Genomic DNA, 19,145 nt, shown 5'->3' on the forward strand with positions numbered 1-19,145 from the left:
CTATCCCCGCAGCCAGGACCGCGTGCGGGCCGGGTGGTTGGTGGCGATCCACTGCACACCCAGGCCGTTGCACAGGGCCACGTCGGCCTCGGAATCGACGGTCCAGCAGTAGGTGAAGCGGCCCGCGGCACGGGCCTTGGCGACGGTGTCCGGCCGCTCGCGCAGCGATTCCACGGACGGCCCGATGCCCTGCGCGCGGACCGCGGTGGCGGCGCCGCCGCCGAGCAGCCGCGAGGCCTCGCCGAGCAGGACCGCGGGGACGCCGGGCGCGTTGCGGCGCACGCGCCAGACCGCGGAACCGGAGAAGGAGATGACGGTGACCGGCGCGTCGGCGAGGTCCGCCGGCTTCGCCAGTCCGTGGCGCTGCAGGGCCGCGAGCAGCTTCTGCTCCACCATGCCGCCGAAGCGGACGGGATGCTTGGTCTCGACGAAGAGCTTGCGGCCCGCCGTGCGGGCCAGCTCGATCAGCTCGTCGAGTGTGACCACGGGCTCGGGATGGCCAGGCCTCTTCCACGAGCCGAAATCCATCGCCCTGAGGTCCGCGAGGTCGAGCTCGGAGACGGCGCCGGTGCCGTCCGACGTCCGCTCGACGGTGCGGTCGTGCAGGCAGACGAGGTGCTGGTCCTTGGTCAGGCGCACATCGCATTCGATCGCGTCCGCCCCCTCCGCCACGGCCGCCTCGAAGGCGCTCATCGTGTGCTCGGGGAACTCGCCGCTGGCGCCCCGGTGGGCAACGATCCCCGCTACGCCGCCAACCATCGCGTCCCGTCCTCCTGCTCCCGGGCCGCCGGCCCACCGTCGATCATGCGCAACAACCGCGCCGTGGCCAGCAGGAACACACCGGCCAGCAGGTAGGTCAGCGCCGTGTAGACCATCGCGTCGGCGCCGTGCTGCAGACCGCCCGCCGCGCGCGAGTACGCCGTGCACGCGATCGTGACGATAGTCAGCGCGAACCACGCGACCCACCACCGCCGGATGAACATCGCGCGACGATCCGTCGCGAGCCCGGCCGCCCGCTTCTGCGCGTCGGCCAGCTCCAGCACGAGCACCGGCGCAGCGGCCAGGTTCACCACCGGCACCAGGCAGTAGGCGTACAGCTGCCAGCGTGGCCGCGGCTCGCGGGTGCCGAGCGCGGCGTACGCGCGGGCCCGCGCGGTCTGCAGCCACAGCGTGAGCACCACGACGAGCGCGAGCACCGCGAACACGGCCAGCCAGCCCACCGCGAACACCGCGACGGTGGCGATCACAGCGAGCCACCCGGGCACCGGCCCGGCGCGGTTGACCACCAACAGCAGGTACGCGAGGCCCTCCACGATCGCGGCGGCGAAGACGATGCCGGTGGTCAGGCGCAGGACGAAGGGCGTCGCGTCGGCCGCGGCCTCAGCGGTGGTCGGTGCCGGGGGCGCGGCCGGGCTGAAGTCCTGCCGCAGGCCCCAGCGGGGGGCCACGGGGTAGCGCGGCGTGGGCTTCGGGTCCGACGGTGCGCGGCGCGGCGGGGGCAGCGTCTCGGGCGGGCGCCGCGCGAGCCAGCGCAGCCGGGTACGGGGTGGCGCGGTGCGGGCGGGGTTCGGATGCATCAGACGGCCCCCGGGCTGCCGTCCGGCCGCACGACGGGCCGCTCGGCGGACGCCCACGCGACCATCCCGCCGTCCACGGCGACGGCCTCGATCCCCACGGTCTCGAGGTAGCGGACGGCCTGTTCGGAACGGCCGCCTCCACGACAGATGACGTACACCTGGGCGTCGAGGTCGATCTCCTCGAACCGCACCGGCAGGTCGGGCAGCGGCAGGTGCACCGCACCGGGCGCGTGTCCGAGGTCCCACTCATCCTGTCCGCGCACGTCGAGCACGGTGATGCCCGGTTCCGCCGTCAGGTCGGCGGGCAGCGCGTCGACGGGGATCGGACCGTCCGCGGGGTACTCCGTCATGGCACCAGTGAACCACGCGCACGGCGGGCCTCCGGAGATTCATCCACAGTTTCCACAGGCTCATCCACAGCTTGAGGGTTGTGTTGTGAACGCTTCACCAGCGCGGATTCCGGCCCCTGTGGATCGAGCATGTCAAGCCCCGAAATTCGCCCACAGGCCGCGGCGCTGCAGCCCCGCGAACGCCCCCTCGAGGACACCGGTGGTGAGCGATGCCGCGAGCCCGGCACCGTCGACCGCGGTGCCGCCGCCCAGCAGCCTCGCCAGGAGGGGCTTCGGGGTGTGCATCGTCTCGACCTCCGCGTCGGGGAAACGCTCGTCGAGCACGCCGCGCAGGGTGCCGATACCGTCGGCCAGACCGAGGTCGACGGCCTTGCGACCGATCCACACCTCGCCCGTGAACAACGCCGGATCCTCACCGAGACGATCGCCGCGACGGCTGGTGACCCATTCCCGGAAGGCGCCGTGGATGTCGCCCTGGATGCCGTGCAGCCATTCGACGTCGCCCTCGCGGACGTCCTCGAACATGTCCAGGCGGTGCTTCGCGTCGCCCTCGGTGAAGACCCGCCGCTCGAGGCCGACCTTGCCGATCAGCTCCTTGGCGCCGAAGCTCGCGGAGATGACCCCGATCGAGCCGACCACGGAGGTGGTGGTCACGAAGATCTCGTCGGCGGCGCACGCCAGCCAGTACCCGCCCGACGCGGCCACGTCCTCGCAGAAGGCGAGCACCGGGAGCTCGTGCTTCTCGGCGAGCTGCCGGATCCTGGCGGCGATGAGCTCGGACTGGGCCGGCGAGCCGCCGGGGCTGTTGAGCGCCAGGGCCACGGCGACGGCGTCGTCGGTCTCGAAGGCCCGGCGGAGCACCGACTCGACCCCGGCCAGGTTGAGGGCGCCACGGCCGAGTCCGCCCGACATCGCGGGCGCCGCGATGGGGCCCTCCAGGCGCACGACGGGGACCACTCCCCCGGCCTGCCCGAGGGCGGCGCGCACGCGGTGACTGGCGGCCTTCGCCGCGTCCTGCAGATCGGTCACGAGGGGACTCATGGCCCCGACGGTAGCGGGCCGCTCCGACGGATGGGGTCGTCGCAGGTCAGGGCGCGAGCGGGGAACCGGGGACGTTCCTGACGACCGCCCACACCACCACCAGCAGTCCGACGGTGATCCACAGGTACTTGTTCTGCGGCAGGGCGGGAACGGAGAAGCCGACCTTCGCGCCCAACCAGCCCAGCCAGAGCCAGATCAGCACCGCGCCGGCCGGGTAGATCAGCGCGTTCGAGCCGAGAGCGGCGAGGAAGTCGCCGTTGGTCACGTCGTTGACTGCGCGGAGACCCCCGCACCCCGGGCAGTAGAGACCGGTGGCGGCGAAGAGCGGGCAGACTCCCCAGCTGTTCTGCACGTGGGGGTCGCGCAGGTGCAGGGCGAGGACCACGGCGCCGGTGCCCGCCGCCGCGGCGAGCGGCCACGCCGCGGCCCGCAGGCGTGCGCTGCCCGACGGGGCGGTCGTGGTCATGCAGCCCAGGTTAGCGCCGGTCGCGCGGTGCGGATCACGGATCAGAGCGCGGAGAGGAAGGCGAGACCGCCGAACAGACAGCCGAGCGAGACCAGCGCGTCGAGCACCGCGTACCCCCATGCGTTGCGCCGGTTGAGCAGGTTGAGCACGGCGTGCACCCCGAAGGTGGTGCCCACCAGCAGGGAGGTGAGGAAGGCGATGGCCAAGACGTCGAAGTCACGGGTGTAGGTGCACGCCATGGCCGCACAGTCGCGGAACGAGGGCAGTGCGCGCACGGCGAGCGCGAGGTTCACGACGGTGGCCGTGAAGGAGACGACGAGAAGCGTCATCGACACGATGATGTCGGCGCGGGTCTGGCGGCCGCCGACGAGTGTGCGGATGCGGCCCGCCCGACCAATGTTCGAGTGCTGTGTGCGCACTCGGAGGATTGATCCGGTCATGTCCACCATGATCCCGCCCCGGATCGCTGATTCCAAGCGTTTGCGATAGAAACCGTTCGCGTTTCTATCGGGCGATCGCACCGCGACGCAGGTGGACGCCGTAAATCAATCCAGCGGTCTAGTACGTCACATCCGCTTGAATGAACAACAAACATCAGGCATTTCCGGCTATCGCGCTTGACGGGCCGCGTGCGCGCTCGGTCCAGCGGAACGATTTCCTACCACCATGTAGGTCCGCTACAGTGTTCCACACCACACCTGTGACAGGGTTCACAGTTGCAAGAGACGGAAGGCAGCGCGATGTCGGTCAAGCACACCCACTCCCTCGCGACGGGCCCCGATGCCGCGACCCGGAGTGCCTGCACCGTGTACTTCTCGCGCTCGCTCACCCGCACTCTGCTGACGGTGGCCGTTCTCGTCGCCGCCCTCGTGCTCATCCTCGTCCTGGGCTGACATCCCGCCCCGGATCCGCGCCGGGTGCCCCGCATCCTCGACGAGGGCGCGGATATCCCGGTCCGGGAACCCGCAGAACCTCAACCGCACTTCATGCGCTTTCCGCCGCCCTTATTGCGGAACCATTCCAGATAAGAAAGGCTGGAAGCGTACGAAGGACCAACCAGGAAGCGATCGCTTCCGCAATCGAAGGGAAAGACGTGGCCGTCTACACTCTGCCGGACCTCGACTACGACTACAGCGCGCTCGCGCCCCACATCTCGGGCGAGATCATGGAGCTGCACCACAGCAAGCACCACGCCGCGTACGTCGCCGGCGCCAACCAGGCCCTCGAGCAGCTCGCGGAGGCCCGCGAGGACGGCTCGATCGCCACCAAGGCGCCGCTGCTCAGCAAGAACCTCGCCTTCCACCTCGGTGGCCACACCAACCACTCGATCTTCTGGAAGAACCTGTCCCCCAACGGTGGCGACAAGCCGGTGGGCGACCTGGCCGCAGCCATCGACGAGCAGTTCGGTGACTTCGACAAGTTCCAGGCGCACTTCACCGCCGTCGCGATGACGCTCCAGGGCTCCGGCTGGTCCGTGCTGGCCTACGACCACATCGCGGGCCGCCTCGTGATCCAGCAGCTCACCGATCAGCAGGGCAACATCTCGATCAACCTGACCCCGCTGCTCATGCTCGACATGTGGGAGCACGCCTTCTACCTGCAGTACAAGAACGTCAAGGCCGATTACGTCAAGGCCTGGTGGAACGTCGTGAACTGGGACGACGTGGCCGCGCGCTACGCCGCCGCGAAGGCCTGATCCACCCCTCTTCTCAGCCTCGGAACCCCGTCCAGCGCACCCGCGCCGACGGGGTTTCGTCGTATCGAGAGGCATGCGGTCCGTGACGGACGGCACTGGTCGACGGTGCGGAACTCACCGAGCGCATTCGATAACCTAAGTGCAAACAATGCGATCCGAAAGGTAACTCGTGTTCCGTCGCACTTCCGCAGTCGCCCTCGCCACCGCCTCGATGGCGCTCACCGCCCCCGTCATCGCCCACGCCGCGCCGGCCCCGGGCGACGAGGCGACCGCCCGCCGCATCGCGTGCCAGGAGTACGCCGTGGGCGCGGCCACCTTCGACTACCGCGACCTCGGGCCCTGGCAGGCGCGGCTCACCCGCGGCACCGCACCCGAGCTCGCCGCGAAGCTCCGCTCGACCGAGGGCGCGATGAGCCAACTGCTCCAGCCCCTGAAGTGGGTGTCCACGGCCCGCCTCAGTGGTGCCGAGGTCACCCCGCTCGGCGACGACGTGTGGCTGGCGAAGTGCTTCGTCACCGTGCACGCCACCAACGTGCAGGCCCCGAACGGCCGCGACGTACTCACGACCTACACGGTCACCCTCGACAAGAAGCGGAACTGGCAGATCACCGACGTCGGCGGCACGGACCCGGCCAACTGATCCGTTCGTGTCGGACCCGGCGGTCAGACTGTCGGTATGACGCAGCCCGGGTACGACGCGATGGCCGATCTCTACGCGGAGACCTTCCCCGATCCCTATCAGTTCCCGATCGAGCGGCACGCGGCGGCGGCTTTCGCGGAGGAAGCCGCCGGGCGGCCGGGCCGCACGCTGGACGTCGGCTGCGGGACCGGCCACGTCGCCGCGGACCTCGCGGCGCGCGGGCTCGACGTGCTCGGCATCGACCCGAGCGCCGGCATGCTCACGCACGCCCGTCGGCTCCACCCGGAGTTCCCGTTCGTCGACGGTGACGCCTCCCTCGCGTCCGTCCCCGACGGTCCGATCGCGGCGATCCTGGCCCGCTTCAGCCTGATCCACGCGGAACCCGCGGAGGTCGACGCGTCGATACGCCTCTGGGCCGACCGGGTGGTGCCCGGCACGCCCGTCCTCGTCGCCTTCCAGGCGTCCGACGACGCCGGTCCGCCGCTCGCCTTCGACCACGCCGTCGCGCCCGCGTGGCGGTGGCATCCGGACGAGTTCGCCCGCGCGCTCGCCGACGCGGGCTTCGACGAGGCCTGGCGGATCGTCTACCGCGACACGAACTACCGGTTCCCCATGGCACAGGTCCTGGCCCACCGCCGCTGATACCTCGACAAGCCGGGGCCACCCGGCACCGTCGGATACGGGAAGCCGAAACCAGCGCACCGGAGCACTGAAGAACCCCATCAGGGTTCTAAAACTCTTGCCCTGCTTGCCATTCCGAGACGCTACGACTAGCGTGGGGTTTGCACGAAGGGGAGTAGCCCCCAATCGCGCGGTCGACATACTGGCGTCCCGATGGCGCCCGGCCGCGGGAACCGCGAGTCGGTGGGCGAGACCTTTGTGCCACTTGCGCGGTTCGCGAACGCGGATTCCGTGTGGCACAGGTCTTTCGGAGGTTCCACGTGCTCAACGCCCTGATAGTCGGCTTCCTGGTCGTCTTCCTCGCCGAGCTCGGCGACAAGTCCCAGCTCATGGCCCTGACGTTCGCGATCAAGCACCACTGGGCCACCGTGCTCGCGGGTATCACCGTCGCGACCGCGCTGATCCAGGCCGCGTCGGTGGTCATCGGCGCGACCGTCGGCGCCGCGCTGCCCACCCATGTTCTCGCCGTGGGTGCCGCGCTCACGATGCTCGCTTTCGCCTTCTGGACCTGGTGCGGCGAGGGGCCCGACGACGAGGAGCAGCCCGACGGCGCCACCGCCGCCCGCTCGAACTGGGCCGTCTTCCTCGCCGTGACGTCCGCGTTCGTCCTCGCCGAGCTGGGCGACCGCACCATGCTCGCGACGATCACCCTGGCCACCAACCACAACGCCCTCGGCATCTGGATCGGCTCGACGGTGGGCATGGTTCTCGCGGGCGGCATGGCGATCGTCGTCGGCGCCCTGTTCGGGCACCGGATCCCCGAGCGTGCCGTGCACGTGGTCGCCACGCTGCTCTTCTTCGGCTTCGCGATCTGGATGCTGGTCGACGCGATCCTCGGCCTGACCAGTGGCACCGCGATCGCTGTCGTGCTGGGCCTGACGGCGGCGGTCACCGTCATCGGGCTGATCGCGGTCCGCAGGGCCTACACGGCCCGACGGTCCGCCGCCCCGGCCCCACACGGCGAGCTGTCGGACACCCCCGCATCCTGAAGAACAGCCGTTCACTACTGTGAGGTGGGTCGCGCCGCCCACCGGCGAGTGCGCTCCACTACAGAAGGGAATCAGCCATGGACGTCTCCGGCTCCTCCGTCATCGTCACCGGTGGCGCATCCGGCCTGGGTGCCGCCACCGCCAAGCGTTTCGCCGATGCCGGCGCCACCGTCTTCGGCCTCGACCTGCAGCCGTCGATCGACAAGGCCACCCCCGTCGACAACGTGCACCTCATCGCCACCGACGTGACCAAGGAGGACGAGGTCCTCGCCGCCATCGCCGAGGCCGTCAAGGCCGGACCGCTGCGCGTGGCCGTCAACTGCGCCGGCGTCGGCTGGGCCGGCCGCATCCTGTCCAAGAACGGCCCGCACGCGCTGGACCTGTTCCAGACGGTCATCAACATCAACCTGGTGGGCACGTTCAACGTGATGCGCCTGGCCGCCGACCAGATGTCCAAGCAGGAGGCCGCCGACGAGCAGGGCTCGCGCGGCCTCATCGTCAACACCGCCTCCGTCGCGGCCTTCGAGGGTCAGATCGGCCAGATCGCCTACACCGCGTCCAAGGGCGGCGTGCACGCGATGACCATCACCGCGGCACGTGACCTGGCGCAGTTCGGCATCCGCGTGAACACCATCGCACCCGGCACCATCAACACGCCGATGCTCGCCGGCGTGACCCCGGAGTTCAAGAAGACCCTCGAGGCGGGGATCCCGTTCCCGTCGCGCCTGGGCGAGCCCGCCGAGTACGCGCAGCTGGCCTACTTCCTCTCCGAGCACGACTACATCAACGGCGAGACGATCCGCATGGACGGCGCGCTGCGGATGGCTCCGCGCTAGATCTGCAGTTCTTCCGCCGGCGTCGCCCCGACCGCGTCCGACAGGACGAGGAGCGGGGCGGCGTCGTCGTCGATGGACGTGCCTTCGGGCGGAAGCACCATGCTCGACGGTGCAGGGGCCGCCCCGGCCTCGTTGCGCAGGTCGATGGCCACGAGCAGGTTGTGCACGTTCTCCTCGGGCACACCGTCGCCGAAGTCCTCGGGGAGGTAGGGGCTGAGCTGCACCAGCACGTCGCGGATCTCGACGACGCGGCGTTGGAAGCGCAGGTGCGGGTCGCGACGGGCCTTGCCCGCGTCGAGCACGACCTCCGGCACCGCGGTGGTGAGCAGCGTCCACAGCGGCTCGAGCCGCCGGTAGTCCCGACGGTGCCTCTTCCGGTACTCCATCTGCACGAAGAAGCCACGCACGCCGGGATAGCTCAGCCCGATCACGAACAGCAGGATGCCGCCCGCGGTGCACGCCTGCGACAGGGACAGCAGCATCGGCAGGGATGCGACGTGTCCGGCACTGGTGAGCACGAAGGCGACCTGCGCCAGTGAACCGACCGCGGTGATCGCGAGCCCCGTCGCCATCAGACGCAGCGAGGTCACGAGGTAGCCGTCGGCGAAGGGCATCAGGCGCGTCAGTGAGAGCACGCAGTCGGCGAGCCCGTACATGAGGTACCCGCCCGCGATCACGAAGAAGACGGCGAACCCCAGCTCCTGCACCGTGAGCGTGTCCAGCGTGGCGTCGCGCAGCGATGGCGGCGTCACCGTCATCGCGACGGACAGGCCGATCACCGCGGCGATGAGGGGAATCGCCTCCATACCGGCGCGACGTTGTCGCGCGGATTCCGTGGGCCCGTAGAAGAAGGCCACCGCCAGCGCGGCGACTCCCAGCGCCAGCGAGGCGTAGCCGCCCAGTCGCGAGGCTCCCCGCCACAGCACCCCGTCGATGGTGACGGCGAGCGGCGAGCCGAGCAGCAGTACGGCCAGAGTCAGAGCGGCGATCGCGACGGTCACCGCGACCGCTTGGATCCCTGCCTTCGCGCGGTACAGCCGGTCGACGCGCCAGCACAACACCAGAGTGAAGAACGCGACGCCGAACACGTTCACGAGCTTCACAGCCACCGGGAATGACCTCCCAGGGCGCGCTGGATCCCGCGCAGGCTGTCGTGCTTGGCGGTGCGACCGGCGAGGGCTCCCGCCTCCGACGCCCAGCCGAGAATGATGGAGGCGATCATCTCGGCCTCCCACTCGTTCTCGTCGTCGTAACAGGTGCGGTGCAGTGCGGCATCGGCCTCCGGCGAGGTCATCTCCGCGGAGTCGGGCGGCGTCACGGTGGGGCCGGCGTTCTGGTGGCCCGCGATCAGATGCCCGAACTCGTGAATGATGATCTGATCGCGATGCGTGCGCGACGTGTTCGCCTGGTAGAAGAAGTAGTCCGCATCGTCACCGACCAGCCACAACCCGTTCGGCATCCCGACGGGCAGCGGCTGCGAGATCACCAGGATGTCCCGGCCGCGGCGCTTGCCGTACTTCTCGCACAGCTGCACCGCGTCGAAGGGAAGGTCGAGATCGAGGCTGCGAACCTCGTTCTCACAAAGGCGGCGGAGTGCTTTGACGGAACGCACGAGCCACCTCCACCACAGTCGTAGAGGGACGCCGCGCACACCGGGAAACGCCGCCCCGGCGGCCGGACGGGCCGCGGGGCCGGCGTGTCAGCCGGAGAAGGTTACAGTCCCTCGGTTTCGCGCGAGTCTACGGGAAGTTCCGGCGGGTCGGCGGGCAAGCCCTGCTGCACGCGCAACACCTTGATGAGCTCGTTGACCATGTTCACCGAGTCCGGCGACAGTCCTGCCAGGCGGAACGCGGCCATCTGCACCTTGGTATCGGCCTGCAGCCGCATGAGGTGGATCTGGTCGCGGGTGCGCTGGGCGGCCTCGTCCTCGAGGAAGTAGTGCACGTCCACACCGAAGGCGGCGGAGATGCCCTCGACGGTGCGGAAGGACGGCGACTTCGCCTTGCCCGAACGGAGCTGGCTCAGGTACGACTCGCCCAGGCGGAAGCCCAGCGCGGTCGAACGCTGTGCGATCGCCTTCGCGGTGAACGCACGGCCGTTGGGGCCGGGCACCGTGCGGAACAGCTCCTCGAGCCGACTCGCGAACAGGCCCTGGCCCACCAGAGCGTCGCTGTCGTACTTATTACCTGTATCCACTTTGTGCCATCCCTCTCTATCTCCGGCACGATCTTCCACCGGCGAACACACGATGTTGCGAGTCCACAAGCTTCGATCACACTATAGCGCACTTCATCATGGAGCACGACCTCTTCGTGGTCGACTATCAATCTCGCGCGCGCATACTGTATTCTTACCCACAGCCGTGTCAGAAGTTCGGAAGGGGTGTGTTGTGTCTCGTCCGACTCATCTCTCCCGCCGCCTGCGCGCCGCCGGAATCACCGCGCTCGCGATCGGAGCCATCGCCTCCGCGCCGGTCTGGGCCGACCCGAGCACGTCCGATTCGACGGGTTCCGGGTCGTCCAGTTCGGGATCGTCGTCGTCGGGTTCCGACTCCGCGAGCGGCAGCTCCGCCGGCACCGGAAGCGGCAGCCGGACGTCCGACCGCCACGGCGGCACCAGCGCAACCGGCGGCAACTCCGGGTCCGGCAACGGCGGGTCCAGTAACGGCGGGTCCAGCAGCGGCTCGGCGACCGACAAGCCGGGGGCGGGGTCCGACGACAAGCCCGGCACCGGCACCGGCACGAAGCCCGATACCGGCAAGGACGACGAGAAGGACGACAAGGATAAGGGCAAGGACCACGGCCACGGGGGAGGCATCCTCGGCGGCATCCTCGGCGGCATTTTCGGCGGAGGTTCCACCAGCGGCTCCACCGGAGGAACGACGGGCGGCTCCACCGGAGGCGCCACCCCGCCGGTGACATCCGGCTCGGCGTCGACCAGCTCCGGCGGTACGGCCGGCTCCGGCGTGGGCACCGGCAGCCCGTCCACCGGGACTCCGTCGATCATCGACCACGACACCGCCGAGGGCGACCGTTCGGCACGGGGGAATGACGCCCCGTCGGCTCCGGCCCCAGCGGCGCCCGCTCCCGCAGCGCCGGTGGCGCCCGTCGTGGTGGCACCGATCGTCCCCCCGATCGTCTCCGGGCCCGCACTCCCCGCGCCCGCTCCGGCCGCTCCCGCGCCCGCACCGAAACCGGCCGCGCCGGCCCCCGCTGCCCCGGCATCGTCGAACGACGATCGCGGTGCGTCCGAGCAGAGTTCGGGCCGCAGTGGCGACACGACCGTCTTCGCAGCGGCGTACACCTCCGCGCAGCGCGTCGCGCCCGTCGCCGCGGAGACGGCGCGGCAGCTCTCCCCCGCGATGATCGCGATCCTCGGCGGCGTTGCGCTCCTCGGCAGCGGCAGCTTCGCCGACGCTCTGCGACGTGCCCATATGCGCCAGGCCCAGGCGTAGCGGTCCGCACCGCACCGGACGAATCCACGATGCACGGCCCCTGATGGACGGGCCCCGAAATCGGACGAAGCATCCTTAGCCTAACCTAAGGCAATGACCTTCTCGAGTCCTCTCATCCCGAGCCGTCGTCCGATCAGCCGACGGTCGCTGCTCCTCGGCGCCGGCGGGCTCGGCGCCGCTGCCGCGCTGTCCGCCTGCGGGCCGGACGGCTCGTCCGCGCAGAAGTCCGACGACGGGCCGAAGCGCGTGGTCGCGCTCTCGACCGGACACCTCGACTACTGCCTGGCGCTGGGGACGGTGCCGGTCGGCCTCGCGGTCGTGGTCCCGGAGGCCACCAACAGCACGGGTATCCCGCAGTACATCCGCGACGCGTTCGGCGACAAGTACGACCTCGACGCCATCCGGATCGTCGGCGAGCGGATGAATCCCGACCCGGAGAAGATCGCGGCGCTGAAGCCCGACCTGATCCTGTCCAACAGAAGGGCCTACAAGTCCCTCAACGACCAGCTCGCCCGGATGGCACCCACCGTCCAGACCGCCGGCGGCTCCGAGTCGTTCAAGAAGGACCTCGCGACCGTGGCCGAGGCGCTCCAAGCGGAGGAAGGCGGGCGAGCAGCTCCTGTCCGACTACGAGGGCCGCGCCCGCGCCTGGGCGAAGACGCGGGGCGACTCCGCGACCATCTCTCTGGTCCGGGCGCGCGGCGATCAGTACCTGTACTTCGGCACGCTCGCCCTGGCGAGCATCGTCGGCGCGGACTCCGGCCTCACTCGGCCAGCGGCGCAGCAGTTCTCCGATGCCGCCAGCCGCGCGCTCTCGCCGGAGGAGGTGGGCCTGCTCGACGCGGACTGGCTGTTCTACTCCTTCCCGAAGGCCTCGCGCGACATGACGGAGGCGGCGCTGTGGAAGAAGCTGCCGGTCGTCGAGCGCGGGCGGGCGTTCGAGGTCGACGTCGACCCGTGGTTCGTCAACGCCTCCACCGTCGCCGCGGAGCGGATCCTCTCCGACATGCAGAAGTTCATGGCGAAGTAGGCGATCAGCCGCCCACGACGGGCAGTGCGAGCACCTTCTCGCTCGACATGAACGCGCGGAGCGCGGCCGTCGCCTTCACGTCGTCCTCGTTGTACTCGAGGATCCGCTGCCGCTGCGCCGCGCGGTCCGCGTCCGCGAAACCCGGGTCGATGCCGACGCCCACGCGGTACCACAGCATCGACGCCTCGCCCCCGGCTTCGGCGTCACGCCAATGGAATCCGGCGACGGGAGCGACCTTCTTCAGGCCGCGCCCCTCGAGGGAGAGGAAGGCGTCGCCGACGGCGTCGAACATGTCGACCCACTCCGGTGAGGCGATGAACTCCTCCACCGCCCGCCGTGCGGGGATGCCGGGCTCGCCGGCGAACCGGTCCGCGGAGGCCAGCAGCCACTTGTTCTCCGCGTTCTGCGAGTAGCAGTACGCAGCGAAGGTCTTGCCGGCGGCGTGCGCCTCCGCGCGCCGGTCCATCAGGTACGCCCAGAACTCGGCGAAGGAGCGCGCCTCATCGCGCGTGGGCACGGGGTCCCAGGTGACGAACGGCCGGTACCCGACCTCGACGCCGTCGCTCCGCAGCCAGGTGCCCCAGAGGTACGCGCCGTACTCCTGGTAGCTCTCCATGTCGACGTCCACCTCGACGTCGGCCCGCCGCACCTTCACCTCGGGCCGCCGGCGCACGAGCACCTGCCCCTCGCGCCAGGCCCGCGCCATGGCCCGTAGGTCTGCGATCGGGACGGGCACGTCCTCGGGCTGCTGCCCCGCGTATTCCGCCAGCTGGTCGACGGTGACGATGCCCGCGGCGCGCAGGCCGGGCGCTGAGCGGCCGTCGGCCACGAGGCTCACGTCGCGCGCCAGCGTCAACGTCTGCGCGCACTGCGACCACCAGGGGCACCGTCGGCACTCCGCGACGCGCACCGGCTCGGTCGGAACGGCTCCGGCGAGCACCGCCCGACGGTCCGCGAACCGCTCGTCGTAGGCGGGCAGAAGCGGTCCGATCTCGTGCACGACGATGCGCGCACCGTCGATCCCGATGCTCCCGCCGAGCTGCGTGCGGGACGCGAAGCCCGTGTCCTGGAGCATGCGCGTGAGGTGGGCCAGGCGCATCTGGTCGCCGCGGTGCTGCCGGGAGCGGACCGTCTCGTCCTCGCGGGGTTCCCAGCGGTCCAGCGGCGACGTGATCGCGCCGGCGCCCGGGTCGCAGGTCTTGTGGTTGACCACGATGACGGGGATGTAGCCGTCGGCGAGGCGGATCAGGAGCTCGCTGTGGCCGCGACGGTCGTGCGCGGTGGGGAGCACGGCGTTCCAGATGCGGTCGGCACCGTTCTCCATCGCGGCGAGGGTGCGGCGCACTGCGCCCTCGCCCGGTTCGATGATCGTCAGCCCACGCAGCCCGTCCCGGATGGACGCGCGGAAAACCGCCGCCGCCTCGACCCGCAGCTCCATACCGGGATCGGGATCGCCCTGCGGTGCGCGCGCCTCGAGCGCCAAGCGGTGCCGGCATCCGGTGAGCGACCGCGCGCTCACCGGATTCGTCGTCGTTGCCTCGTCGATGTTCACTTCACTAGCAGTATGGCGGGCGGCACCGACAACCCGCGGAGCCGCGCTGTGCAATGCTGTAGCGGACGGCAGTACTGACCTACAAGGACGTGCACTGATGGGTTTGTTCGGCAAGAAGACGAAGTCCTCCCGCGCGGAACGTCGCGCGCAGGCCAAGGCGCTCAAGTCCAAGGCGCGCCTCGAGGCGAAGCTCGCCGCCAAGAACGCGGATCGTGATGCCAAGCGCGTCGTGAAGAACGCCTCGAAGAGCGAGCGCAAGGCGCTGAAGGCCGATCTGCAGCGCTCCAAGATCGTAGCGAAGGCCCAGGGCAAGGCCGATGCGGCCAACCTGAAGATCGCCGAGACGAACGCCCGCGCGGCCGTCGAGGGCAAGCTGCTCTCCGAGGCGCGGCTCAAGCGCTACATCTCGACCGCGCGCCTGCTCGCGCCCGTCGTGGTGCCGATCGCCTACCGGGCGGCGCAGGCCGGCCGGAACCAGCTCGATGCGGCGAAGGCCTCGCGCCTCGGCGTGCCGGTCGACGAGGTCGCAGCGTTCGCCGGCTACGGCGGCGGCCTGTCGGCGCGGGTCGCGGCGGCCCGGCGCTCGCTGGATCAGCTGGCGGCCACGCATCCCGATGCGGAGACCAAGTCCTTCACCACCGCCGTCGCACAGCGCCTCGACGACCTGGGTACCGCGATCACGGCGTCCGAGTCGATGCCGCCCGCGCGGCGCCGCCCGGCGCACCAGGCGATCGCCCGCGAGCTCGACGGTATCGACGCCGACCTGCTCAACCGCCTCGGCGTCAGCTCCTAGTCCGCCGCTCCGCGCGGCGGTTCACCGCTGCCGCGCGGAGGCGTCGGAGACCATCTCAGGGCACGACGCCCCGGTCCGTAGCTCGTAGTGCCAGACCTCGTTCGCGTACGTCCGGCACAGGCCGAATCGTTCCGAGTAGCGGTCCATCCAGTACGCCGCGTCCGTCGGACCGATGTCGACGGCGTCCCCCGTCACGTGTTCCGACTCCGTCGGGCTCGCGACCAGCCGCGCCGCCGCTCTCGCCCCGTCGCGCCGCACGGCGTCGTCGTAGAGGTACTGCTGGTACCGCGGCGAACGCCAGCCCGAGGTGAGGTATATCGTCACCCCCTCGCGCTCGGCGGCCCGCGCCGCCTTCTGCACCGCCTTCCGCAGGCGGGGGTCGAGCTTCGTCACCGCCGGCACATCCGCATCAACGGCCACCCGGTCCAGGACCACGCCGTCCGCCTCCCCCAGCTGCCCGACGGTGCCCGCGCCCGCCCCGTCCGGTATCCCCGGGAGCGTCTCCGAGCACGCCGCGATCACCGCCGCCATCGCGATCAACACCACCAGCGCCGCAGCCGATTTCGTGAGTGCATGAGCCATGTCCTCACGATGGGCCGCTCGCGTCCCGGTACCGTCCCCGACGGTCCGCAGTCCCGTCCCAGTCCGGTCCCGATCAGGTTGCCCGACTTGGATGCGGTCCACACAACTTCCATCCGGCGCAATCTTAGATTACGCTGCGGGCCGTCGACTAATTAGTCAACTCGGTTGACACTTCAGGTAGATATGGCGACGATACGCGGATAGCGAGTCCGCGAGCACGCGCGAGCTTCACAATCGCAAGCAAACGCCAGGCAATAAGCCCTTCTGGCGCGCGCCGTAGTTCGTCGCTACCATTAGCCGAAGCGTTCTGGCGATGCGCCCCTCAAACTCTTCAAAAATGGCGACCGAACTATCAGTTAGAACGGCATGACTACCAACCACCACTTCGCGGTCACGCACCGTAATCTCCTTGCTACTTCATGTCAAAATCGCGCCGACTGAAGGCAGCGGCGCCCCGTCTTCGTCAAGTTTAGTCTGCAGGACACTGCGGCAAGCGTCCAAAATGGTGTCGCTTGCAGTGCTAAAGTTTGTCGCGTCCGAGTGCGAGATCAGCGGGTCGTCGGCTGGTCAATCGACGCGTCACAGACAGCAGCGTTGGTCACGAACGCCCTGGGCATGGCGATTGACGGCCGCCTCGACCGAAACCACGAGCCGGGCGCTATCATTCATTCGGACCGGGGCGTTCAATTCGGATCGTGGGCCTTCACCAGACGCGCTAAGGAGTCCGGACTGCTCGCGTCGATGGGGTAGCATCGACGACTGCTACGACAACTCGATGATCGAGAGCTTCTGGTCACGCATGCAGGTCGAGCTACTCGATCGAAAGAAGTGGACCACGCGGATCGAGCTGAGCAACGCGATGTTCGAGTACCTCGAGATCTGACACAACCGAAAACTTCGTCACAGCCAGCTTGGATGGCTGACACCGACAGAGTTCGAACGCAACCGCATCACCGTGGCATGGGAATCCACGAACCTTCGACTCCACGGAACCCGGGGCATACCAGAGTCTCCGGACTCCCCGGGGCGGTTCAGTGAGCTGGTATGAGGTTCGGTGTCGCAAGCTTCGTGAAGGTGACACCACCACCTAGGAACGGCGTCTTGATCTGCGTTTCGTCTAGGAAGAGGTTCACCAGACGTTCCTCAGCTAGCAGCTGTTCTGCCCACCAGAGTTCCGTAAGCTGCTTTTCATACGGCAGAGGCTCACCAATCGACACTTCAACTGACACGCCTTCGCGAAGGTGCCGGGTAAGGACACCCCCACGATACTGGCGAAAGTCGTATTGACCACCAGCAGACCCGAGCATTAGTCGCGAAACCGTGGATTGAACCCGTGCGACGAGCGCCTCTACGGGTCCATCAACAGTAAGATAGTCATTGGATATCAGGAGCACCCCTGTCTCTGTTGCTAAACACCACGGTCCAAGCCCTGCGGCTGACTGCAGCGGGTCTTCCAGAGTAGTTTGTCCGAAAACTCTAGTTCACCGCAGAAAGTCGGATCATTCGAAGCGCCACCGTGCCATCGGACGTGCAGAAATTCGCCGTTCATCTCGCCTCCTCGCGATAGATCATGCGCCTGCCGCTCTGTTGAGTAATATCTACGTGAACTTTATGCCAGCGTAGTCTGATACGCCTGGCAGCGGACCTACGTCCACAAGTGACTCCCAATCACCGAACGAAGGCTGCTCAAAAATCAGTCTGTCCAGTGGAAAATCCCTGGCCCAGTCCTGATCAGCGACAGGTTCGTCGGAATCCGCCACAAACTCGTCGAAGCTTGAAGTGCCATCCGCCTGAAAAGTCCACGTTCGTTGCCGATCGGAATGGGTATACATCGTCTTCGTGGCAGCATCCGCATAATCGTTCTGTCGATACGTGAAGAGGAATACTTCATTCTCGCCGTGAGGCAAAAAGGTGAAGTGCTCCAGCGGGCTTCCGCCGGCATTCAACACATCAACAGTAAAGACGTTACTCTTCCAGTCTGGGTGTCGGCTGGAAAATGTGACGGTAAAGAGAGGCTGATCCTTCCGCAAGGCAGGCGCAGCGGCTATTGCCTGCACCCGTCCCGGCGGCCCCACGGTCTCGAAGAACCTACGCGCATACTCTTCGGTGTGGGGTTCAACCACCTCCTCGAATCGATTACTCCACCTTAACCCGTACTCGTAGCTAACAAGCGATCGATTCATCAATCGCGGGTGCCCCAATTGTAAGTACTCCACTACTTACCTTCCTGCTTGTTGCGCTCAACCCAAGGGCGAATGTCAATTGCATCACGTACCCCTGGGCGCATGGATGCACCCATTTCCAATTCATTATACACCCGCCCCATCGGGTCTGCGATATAGATATCTCGCTTCGCGGCAAAAATTGCCTGTTCGACTGTTATCCCTTTTTGCGGTTGGATGAGCAGGATTCGGGTGCCGTCCAGCTCCCGCCCAACAATCTCGCGATTTCGGCTGGTAGGAACGCCCTTAACGGTAGCGCCCGCGGGATACTTTTCATCGAACTCTTTAATGTATCCCGTGAACTGTCCTGGATTCCCCAGAGCGTTGGTATGTTTCTGAGAAATCGTGGCAATGCGCCTTCCATAGTAGTCTACGATTCGATAGAAGCCTTCGCCTCGTTTGACGTCGTTTATGTAGACTTGTGAGTTGAGCCCCCTTTTCCTTGAAAGATGGTTCCACGACTTTTTCGAATCGGGTACCCGCATGCATGTTCAAGGTTCCGTCAGACAGGAATCTCTCAGCAGTTGTGGCGCTGAAAACTTCTCGGCATTCCAGGTGGCGGGGTTGAACAGGTCTCCGTTGACGTGCGTTCCATCGGCGAGGAAGCTCCGAATTTCGCCGTTAATGGTTCGGAAGCGAGGGTCGATGGGCGATCCAGGCACTAGTAGCGAGCTGTCGGTAGGGCGTGTACCGCCAGTGCTCGGTCCGTCAATGGCCCTGCCTGCGCCATCTGCAGCAGGCGTCAGGGTGAACGTCTTGTCACCTGTGGTTGGGGTATCCGGTACCTTCGCCGCGTCCGTGCCCGCCCGGTCCGCTGCGGGCATCTCGGTGAATGCCTTGTCCCCCGTGGTAGGTGTGTCGATGGTCTTCGCCGCGTCGGTGGTGATCTTTTCGGGCGTTGCTGCCGCCACCGCAGCGGGTTTGGTGGTGAAGGGTTTGTAGTCCGGCCCAACTGCCGACGCTGCAGGCGCTGCGGATTTGGCCGGTGCGGTTGCCTCGCCCGTGACGGGGACTGTCGGGGTGGGTTTGGTAGCGGCGGTGCCGGGTAGCGCTGCGACTGCGGGTTTGGGGGTCGTCGGTGTTGTCAGTGGCGGTGCGCCGGTGGGGGTGTGGCTATGTCAAGTTGATCTGGCCCCGGTAGGGCGGTTTCATTCGGCCCCACCTGAGTGGGGCCCTGAGCCGCTAGAGTCCGGGGTGTGGATGGGCGGCCGCGGGTGCGCAGTGTGGTTGCGCCGA

Annotated in this window: 25 protein-coding genes and 1 pseudogene; 10 read left to right on the forward strand and 16 right to left on the reverse strand. The window is 68.1% G+C overall.

Translation table 11 applies throughout. From position 1 onward, the window contains the following. From FK268_RS21925 to FK268_RS21950, 6 genes are all read right to left on the reverse strand, one after another. Nucleotides 1–759: a glycerophosphodiester phosphodiesterase gene (locus FK268_RS21925; protein WP_146437580.1), complete on the reverse strand. Its 759-nt coding sequence runs from the start codon at nt 757–759 to the stop codon at nt 1–3. After that, entirely contained in the window at nt 744–1,577 is an 834-nt protein-coding gene (locus FK268_RS21930) for a DUF4328 domain-containing protein (protein ID WP_146437581.1), read from the reverse strand. Before FK268_RS21930 ends, FK268_RS21925 begins: the two co-directional genes overlap by 16 nt. Beyond that, on the reverse strand, nt 1,577–1,927 hold the full coding sequence (locus FK268_RS21935) for a rhodanese-like domain-containing protein (RefSeq protein WP_146437582.1): 351 nt from the start codon (nt 1,925–1,927) through the stop codon (nt 1,577–1,579). The genes FK268_RS21930 and FK268_RS21935 overlap by 1 nt, the downstream gene beginning before the upstream one ends. 132 nt (nt 1,928–2,059) lie before the next feature. After that, a complete protein-coding gene (locus FK268_RS21940) occupies nt 2,060–2,968 on the reverse strand; it encodes a S49 family peptidase (protein ID WP_146437583.1) in 909 nt (302 codons plus the stop codon). Nucleotides 2,969–3,014: 46 nt separating this feature from the next. Next, nucleotides 3,015–3,434, reverse strand: a complete 420-nt coding sequence (locus FK268_RS21945) for a DUF2752 domain-containing protein (protein WP_146437584.1) — start codon at nt 3,432–3,434, stop codon at nt 3,015–3,017. Nucleotides 3,435–3,475: 41 nt separating this feature from the next. Continuing rightward, on the reverse strand, nt 3,476–3,874 hold the full coding sequence (locus tag FK268_RS21950; RefSeq protein ID WP_146437585.1) for a hypothetical protein: 399 nt from the start codon (nt 3,872–3,874) through the stop codon (nt 3,476–3,478). A gap of 276 nt (nt 3,875–4,150) precedes the next feature. Between FK268_RS21950 and FK268_RS24335 the strand changes: the two genes are divergently transcribed. The 6 genes from FK268_RS24335 (at nt 4,151) to FK268_RS21975 (ending at nt 8,276) form a co-directional block, all read left to right on the forward strand. Further along, entirely contained in the window at nt 4,151–4,327 is a 177-nt protein-coding gene (locus FK268_RS24335) for a hypothetical protein (RefSeq protein WP_158636187.1), read from the forward strand. Nucleotides 4,328–4,527: 200 nt separating this feature from the next. Then, nucleotides 4,528–5,130, forward strand: a complete 603-nt coding sequence (locus FK268_RS21955) for a superoxide dismutase (RefSeq protein ID WP_146437586.1) — start codon at nt 4,528–4,530, stop codon at nt 5,128–5,130. Nucleotides 5,131–5,299: 169 nt separating this feature from the next. Beyond that, nucleotides 5,300–5,770: a hypothetical protein gene (locus FK268_RS21960; protein ID WP_146437587.1), complete on the forward strand. Its 471-nt coding sequence runs from the start codon at nt 5,300–5,302 to the stop codon at nt 5,768–5,770. Nucleotides 5,771–5,806: 36 nt separating this feature from the next. Continuing rightward, on the forward strand, nt 5,807–6,412 hold the full coding sequence (locus tag FK268_RS21965) for a class I SAM-dependent DNA methyltransferase (RefSeq protein ID WP_146437588.1): 606 nt from the start codon (nt 5,807–5,809) through the stop codon (nt 6,410–6,412). 272 nt (nt 6,413–6,684) lie between these two features. After that, on the forward strand, nt 6,685–7,440 hold the full coding sequence (locus FK268_RS21970; protein WP_231707216.1) for a TMEM165/GDT1 family protein: 756 nt from the start codon (nt 6,685–6,687) through the stop codon (nt 7,438–7,440). A 77-nt stretch (nt 7,441–7,517) separates the two neighbouring features. After that, the gene (locus tag FK268_RS21975) at nt 7,518–8,276 is read left to right on the forward strand and encodes an SDR family NAD(P)-dependent oxidoreductase (RefSeq protein WP_146437589.1); all 759 of its coding nucleotides are present in this window, start codon (nt 7,518–7,520) and stop codon (nt 8,274–8,276) included. Here FK268_RS21975 and FK268_RS21980 read toward each other — a convergent pair. The 3 genes from FK268_RS21980 to FK268_RS21990 form a co-directional block, all read right to left on the reverse strand. Then, nucleotides 8,273–9,385, reverse strand: coding sequence for an MAB_1171c family putative transporter (locus tag FK268_RS21980; RefSeq protein WP_146437590.1), 1,113 nt, complete (start codon nt 9,383–9,385; stop codon nt 8,273–8,275). The genes FK268_RS21975 and FK268_RS21980 overlap by 4 nt on opposite strands. Next, the gene (locus FK268_RS21985; RefSeq protein ID WP_146437591.1) at nt 9,376–9,888 is read right to left on the reverse strand and encodes a hypothetical protein; all 513 of its coding nucleotides are present in this window, start codon (nt 9,886–9,888) and stop codon (nt 9,376–9,378) included. The genes FK268_RS21980 and FK268_RS21985 overlap by 10 nt, the downstream gene beginning before the upstream one ends. Nucleotides 9,889–9,989: 101 nt before the next feature. Next, complete coding sequence (locus FK268_RS21990; protein ID WP_068573578.1) at nt 9,990–10,472, reverse strand: helix-turn-helix transcriptional regulator; 483 nt, start codon at nt 10,470–10,472, stop codon at nt 9,990–9,992. Nucleotides 10,473–10,665: 193 nt separating this feature from the next. On the opposite strand from FK268_RS21990, the gene FK268_RS24340 reads away from it, so the two are divergent. From FK268_RS24340 to FK268_RS25145, 3 genes and pseudogenes are all read left to right on the forward strand, one after another. After that, nucleotides 10,666–11,730, forward strand: a complete 1,065-nt coding sequence (locus tag FK268_RS24340) for a hypothetical protein (protein ID WP_158636188.1) — start codon at nt 10,666–10,668, stop codon at nt 11,728–11,730. Between the two features lie 93 nt (nt 11,731–11,823). Beyond that, nucleotides 11,824–12,273 (forward strand): annotated as a pseudogene (locus FK268_RS25140) (iron-siderophore ABC transporter substrate-binding protein); the annotation flags it as partial. A gap of 283 nt (nt 12,274–12,556) precedes the next feature. Then, nucleotides 12,557–12,760: an ABC transporter substrate-binding protein gene (locus tag FK268_RS25145; protein WP_231707217.1), complete on the forward strand. Its 204-nt coding sequence runs from the start codon at nt 12,557–12,559 to the stop codon at nt 12,758–12,760. Between the two features lie 4 nt (nt 12,761–12,764). Here FK268_RS25145 and FK268_RS22005 read toward each other — a convergent pair whose 3' ends face one another. Next, entirely contained in the window at nt 12,765–14,312 is a 1,548-nt protein-coding gene (locus FK268_RS22005) for a TM0106 family RecB-like putative nuclease (RefSeq protein WP_231707218.1), read from the reverse strand. Nucleotides 14,313–14,409: 97 nt separating this feature from the next. On the opposite strand from FK268_RS22005, the gene FK268_RS22010 reads away from it, so the two are divergent. Then, nucleotides 14,410–15,105: a DUF6474 family protein gene (locus tag FK268_RS22010; RefSeq protein ID WP_146437592.1), complete on the forward strand. Its 696-nt coding sequence runs from the start codon at nt 14,410–14,412 to the stop codon at nt 15,103–15,105. 21 nt (nt 15,106–15,126) lie between these two features. Here FK268_RS22010 and FK268_RS22015 read toward each other — a convergent pair whose 3' ends face one another. From FK268_RS22015 to FK268_RS22035, 6 genes are all read right to left on the reverse strand, one after another. Beyond that, nucleotides 15,127–15,687: a M15 family metallopeptidase gene (locus tag FK268_RS22015; RefSeq protein ID WP_146437593.1), complete on the reverse strand. Its 561-nt coding sequence runs from the start codon at nt 15,685–15,687 to the stop codon at nt 15,127–15,129. A 148-nt stretch (nt 15,688–15,835) separates the two neighbouring features. Next, on the reverse strand, nt 15,836–15,931 hold the full coding sequence (locus tag FK268_RS25340; protein ID WP_497997376.1) for a hypothetical protein: 96 nt from the start codon (nt 15,929–15,931) through the stop codon (nt 15,836–15,838). Then, on the reverse strand, nt 15,916–16,086 hold the full coding sequence (locus tag FK268_RS24345) for a hypothetical protein (protein WP_158636189.1): 171 nt from the start codon (nt 16,084–16,086) through the stop codon (nt 15,916–15,918). The genes FK268_RS25340 and FK268_RS24345 overlap by 16 nt, the downstream gene beginning before the upstream one ends. Before the next feature lie 1,199 nt (nt 16,087–17,285). Further along, a complete protein-coding gene (locus FK268_RS22025) occupies nt 17,286–17,810 on the reverse strand; it encodes a hypothetical protein (protein ID WP_146437594.1) in 525 nt (174 codons plus the stop codon). 92 nt (nt 17,811–17,902) lie between these two features. Beyond that, complete coding sequence (locus FK268_RS22030; protein WP_146437595.1) at nt 17,903–18,394, reverse strand: hypothetical protein; 492 nt, start codon at nt 18,392–18,394, stop codon at nt 17,903–17,905. Nucleotides 18,395–18,400: 6 nt separating this feature from the next. Continuing rightward, entirely contained in the window at nt 18,401–18,820 is a 420-nt protein-coding gene (locus FK268_RS22035; RefSeq protein ID WP_146437596.1) for a hypothetical protein, read from the reverse strand. Between the last annotated feature and the right edge of the window lie 325 nt (nt 18,821–19,145).

Origin of the sequence: Tsukamurella sputi (assembly GCF_007858445.1) — a bacterium.
Lineage (GTDB): Bacteria > Actinomycetota > Actinomycetes > Mycobacteriales > Mycobacteriaceae > Tsukamurella > Tsukamurella sputi.

What these genes read in the sequence shown, in the direction of transcription:
- FK268_RS21925 (WP_146437580.1), bottom strand. Translation starts at nt 759, where the DNA reads ATGGTTGGCGGCGTAGCGGGGATCGTTGCCCACCGGGGCGCCAGCGGC.
- FK268_RS21930 (WP_146437581.1), bottom strand. Translation starts at nt 1,577, where the DNA reads ATGCATCCGAACCCCGCCCGCACCGCGCCACCCCGTACCCGGCTGCGC.
- FK268_RS21935 (WP_146437582.1), bottom strand. Translation starts at nt 1,927, where the DNA reads ATGACGGAGTACCCCGCGGACGGTCCGATCCCCGTCGACGCGCTGCCC.
- FK268_RS21940 (WP_146437583.1), bottom strand. Translation starts at nt 2,968, where the DNA reads ATGAGTCCCCTCGTGACCGATCTGCAGGACGCGGCGAAGGCCGCCAGT.
- FK268_RS21945 (WP_146437584.1), bottom strand. Translation starts at nt 3,434, where the DNA reads ATGACCACGACCGCCCCGTCGGGCAGCGCACGCCTGCGGGCCGCGGCG.
- FK268_RS21950 (WP_146437585.1), bottom strand. Translation starts at nt 3,874, where the DNA reads ATGACCGGATCAATCCTCCGAGTGCGCACACAGCACTCGAACATTGGT.
- FK268_RS21965 (WP_146437588.1), top strand. Translation starts at nt 5,807, where the DNA reads ATGACGCAGCCCGGGTACGACGCGATGGCCGATCTCTACGCGGAGACC.
- FK268_RS21975 (WP_146437589.1), top strand. Translation starts at nt 7,518, where the DNA reads ATGGACGTCTCCGGCTCCTCCGTCATCGTCACCGGTGGCGCATCCGGC.
- FK268_RS22010 (WP_146437592.1), top strand. Translation starts at nt 14,410, where the DNA reads ATGGGTTTGTTCGGCAAGAAGACGAAGTCCTCCCGCGCGGAACGTCGC.
- FK268_RS22015 (WP_146437593.1), bottom strand. Translation starts at nt 15,687, where the DNA reads ATGGCTCATGCACTCACGAAATCGGCTGCGGCGCTGGTGGTGTTGATC.
- FK268_RS22030 (WP_146437595.1), bottom strand. Translation starts at nt 18,394, where the DNA reads ATGCGGGTACCCGATTCGAAAAAGTCGTGGAACCATCTTTCAAGGAAA.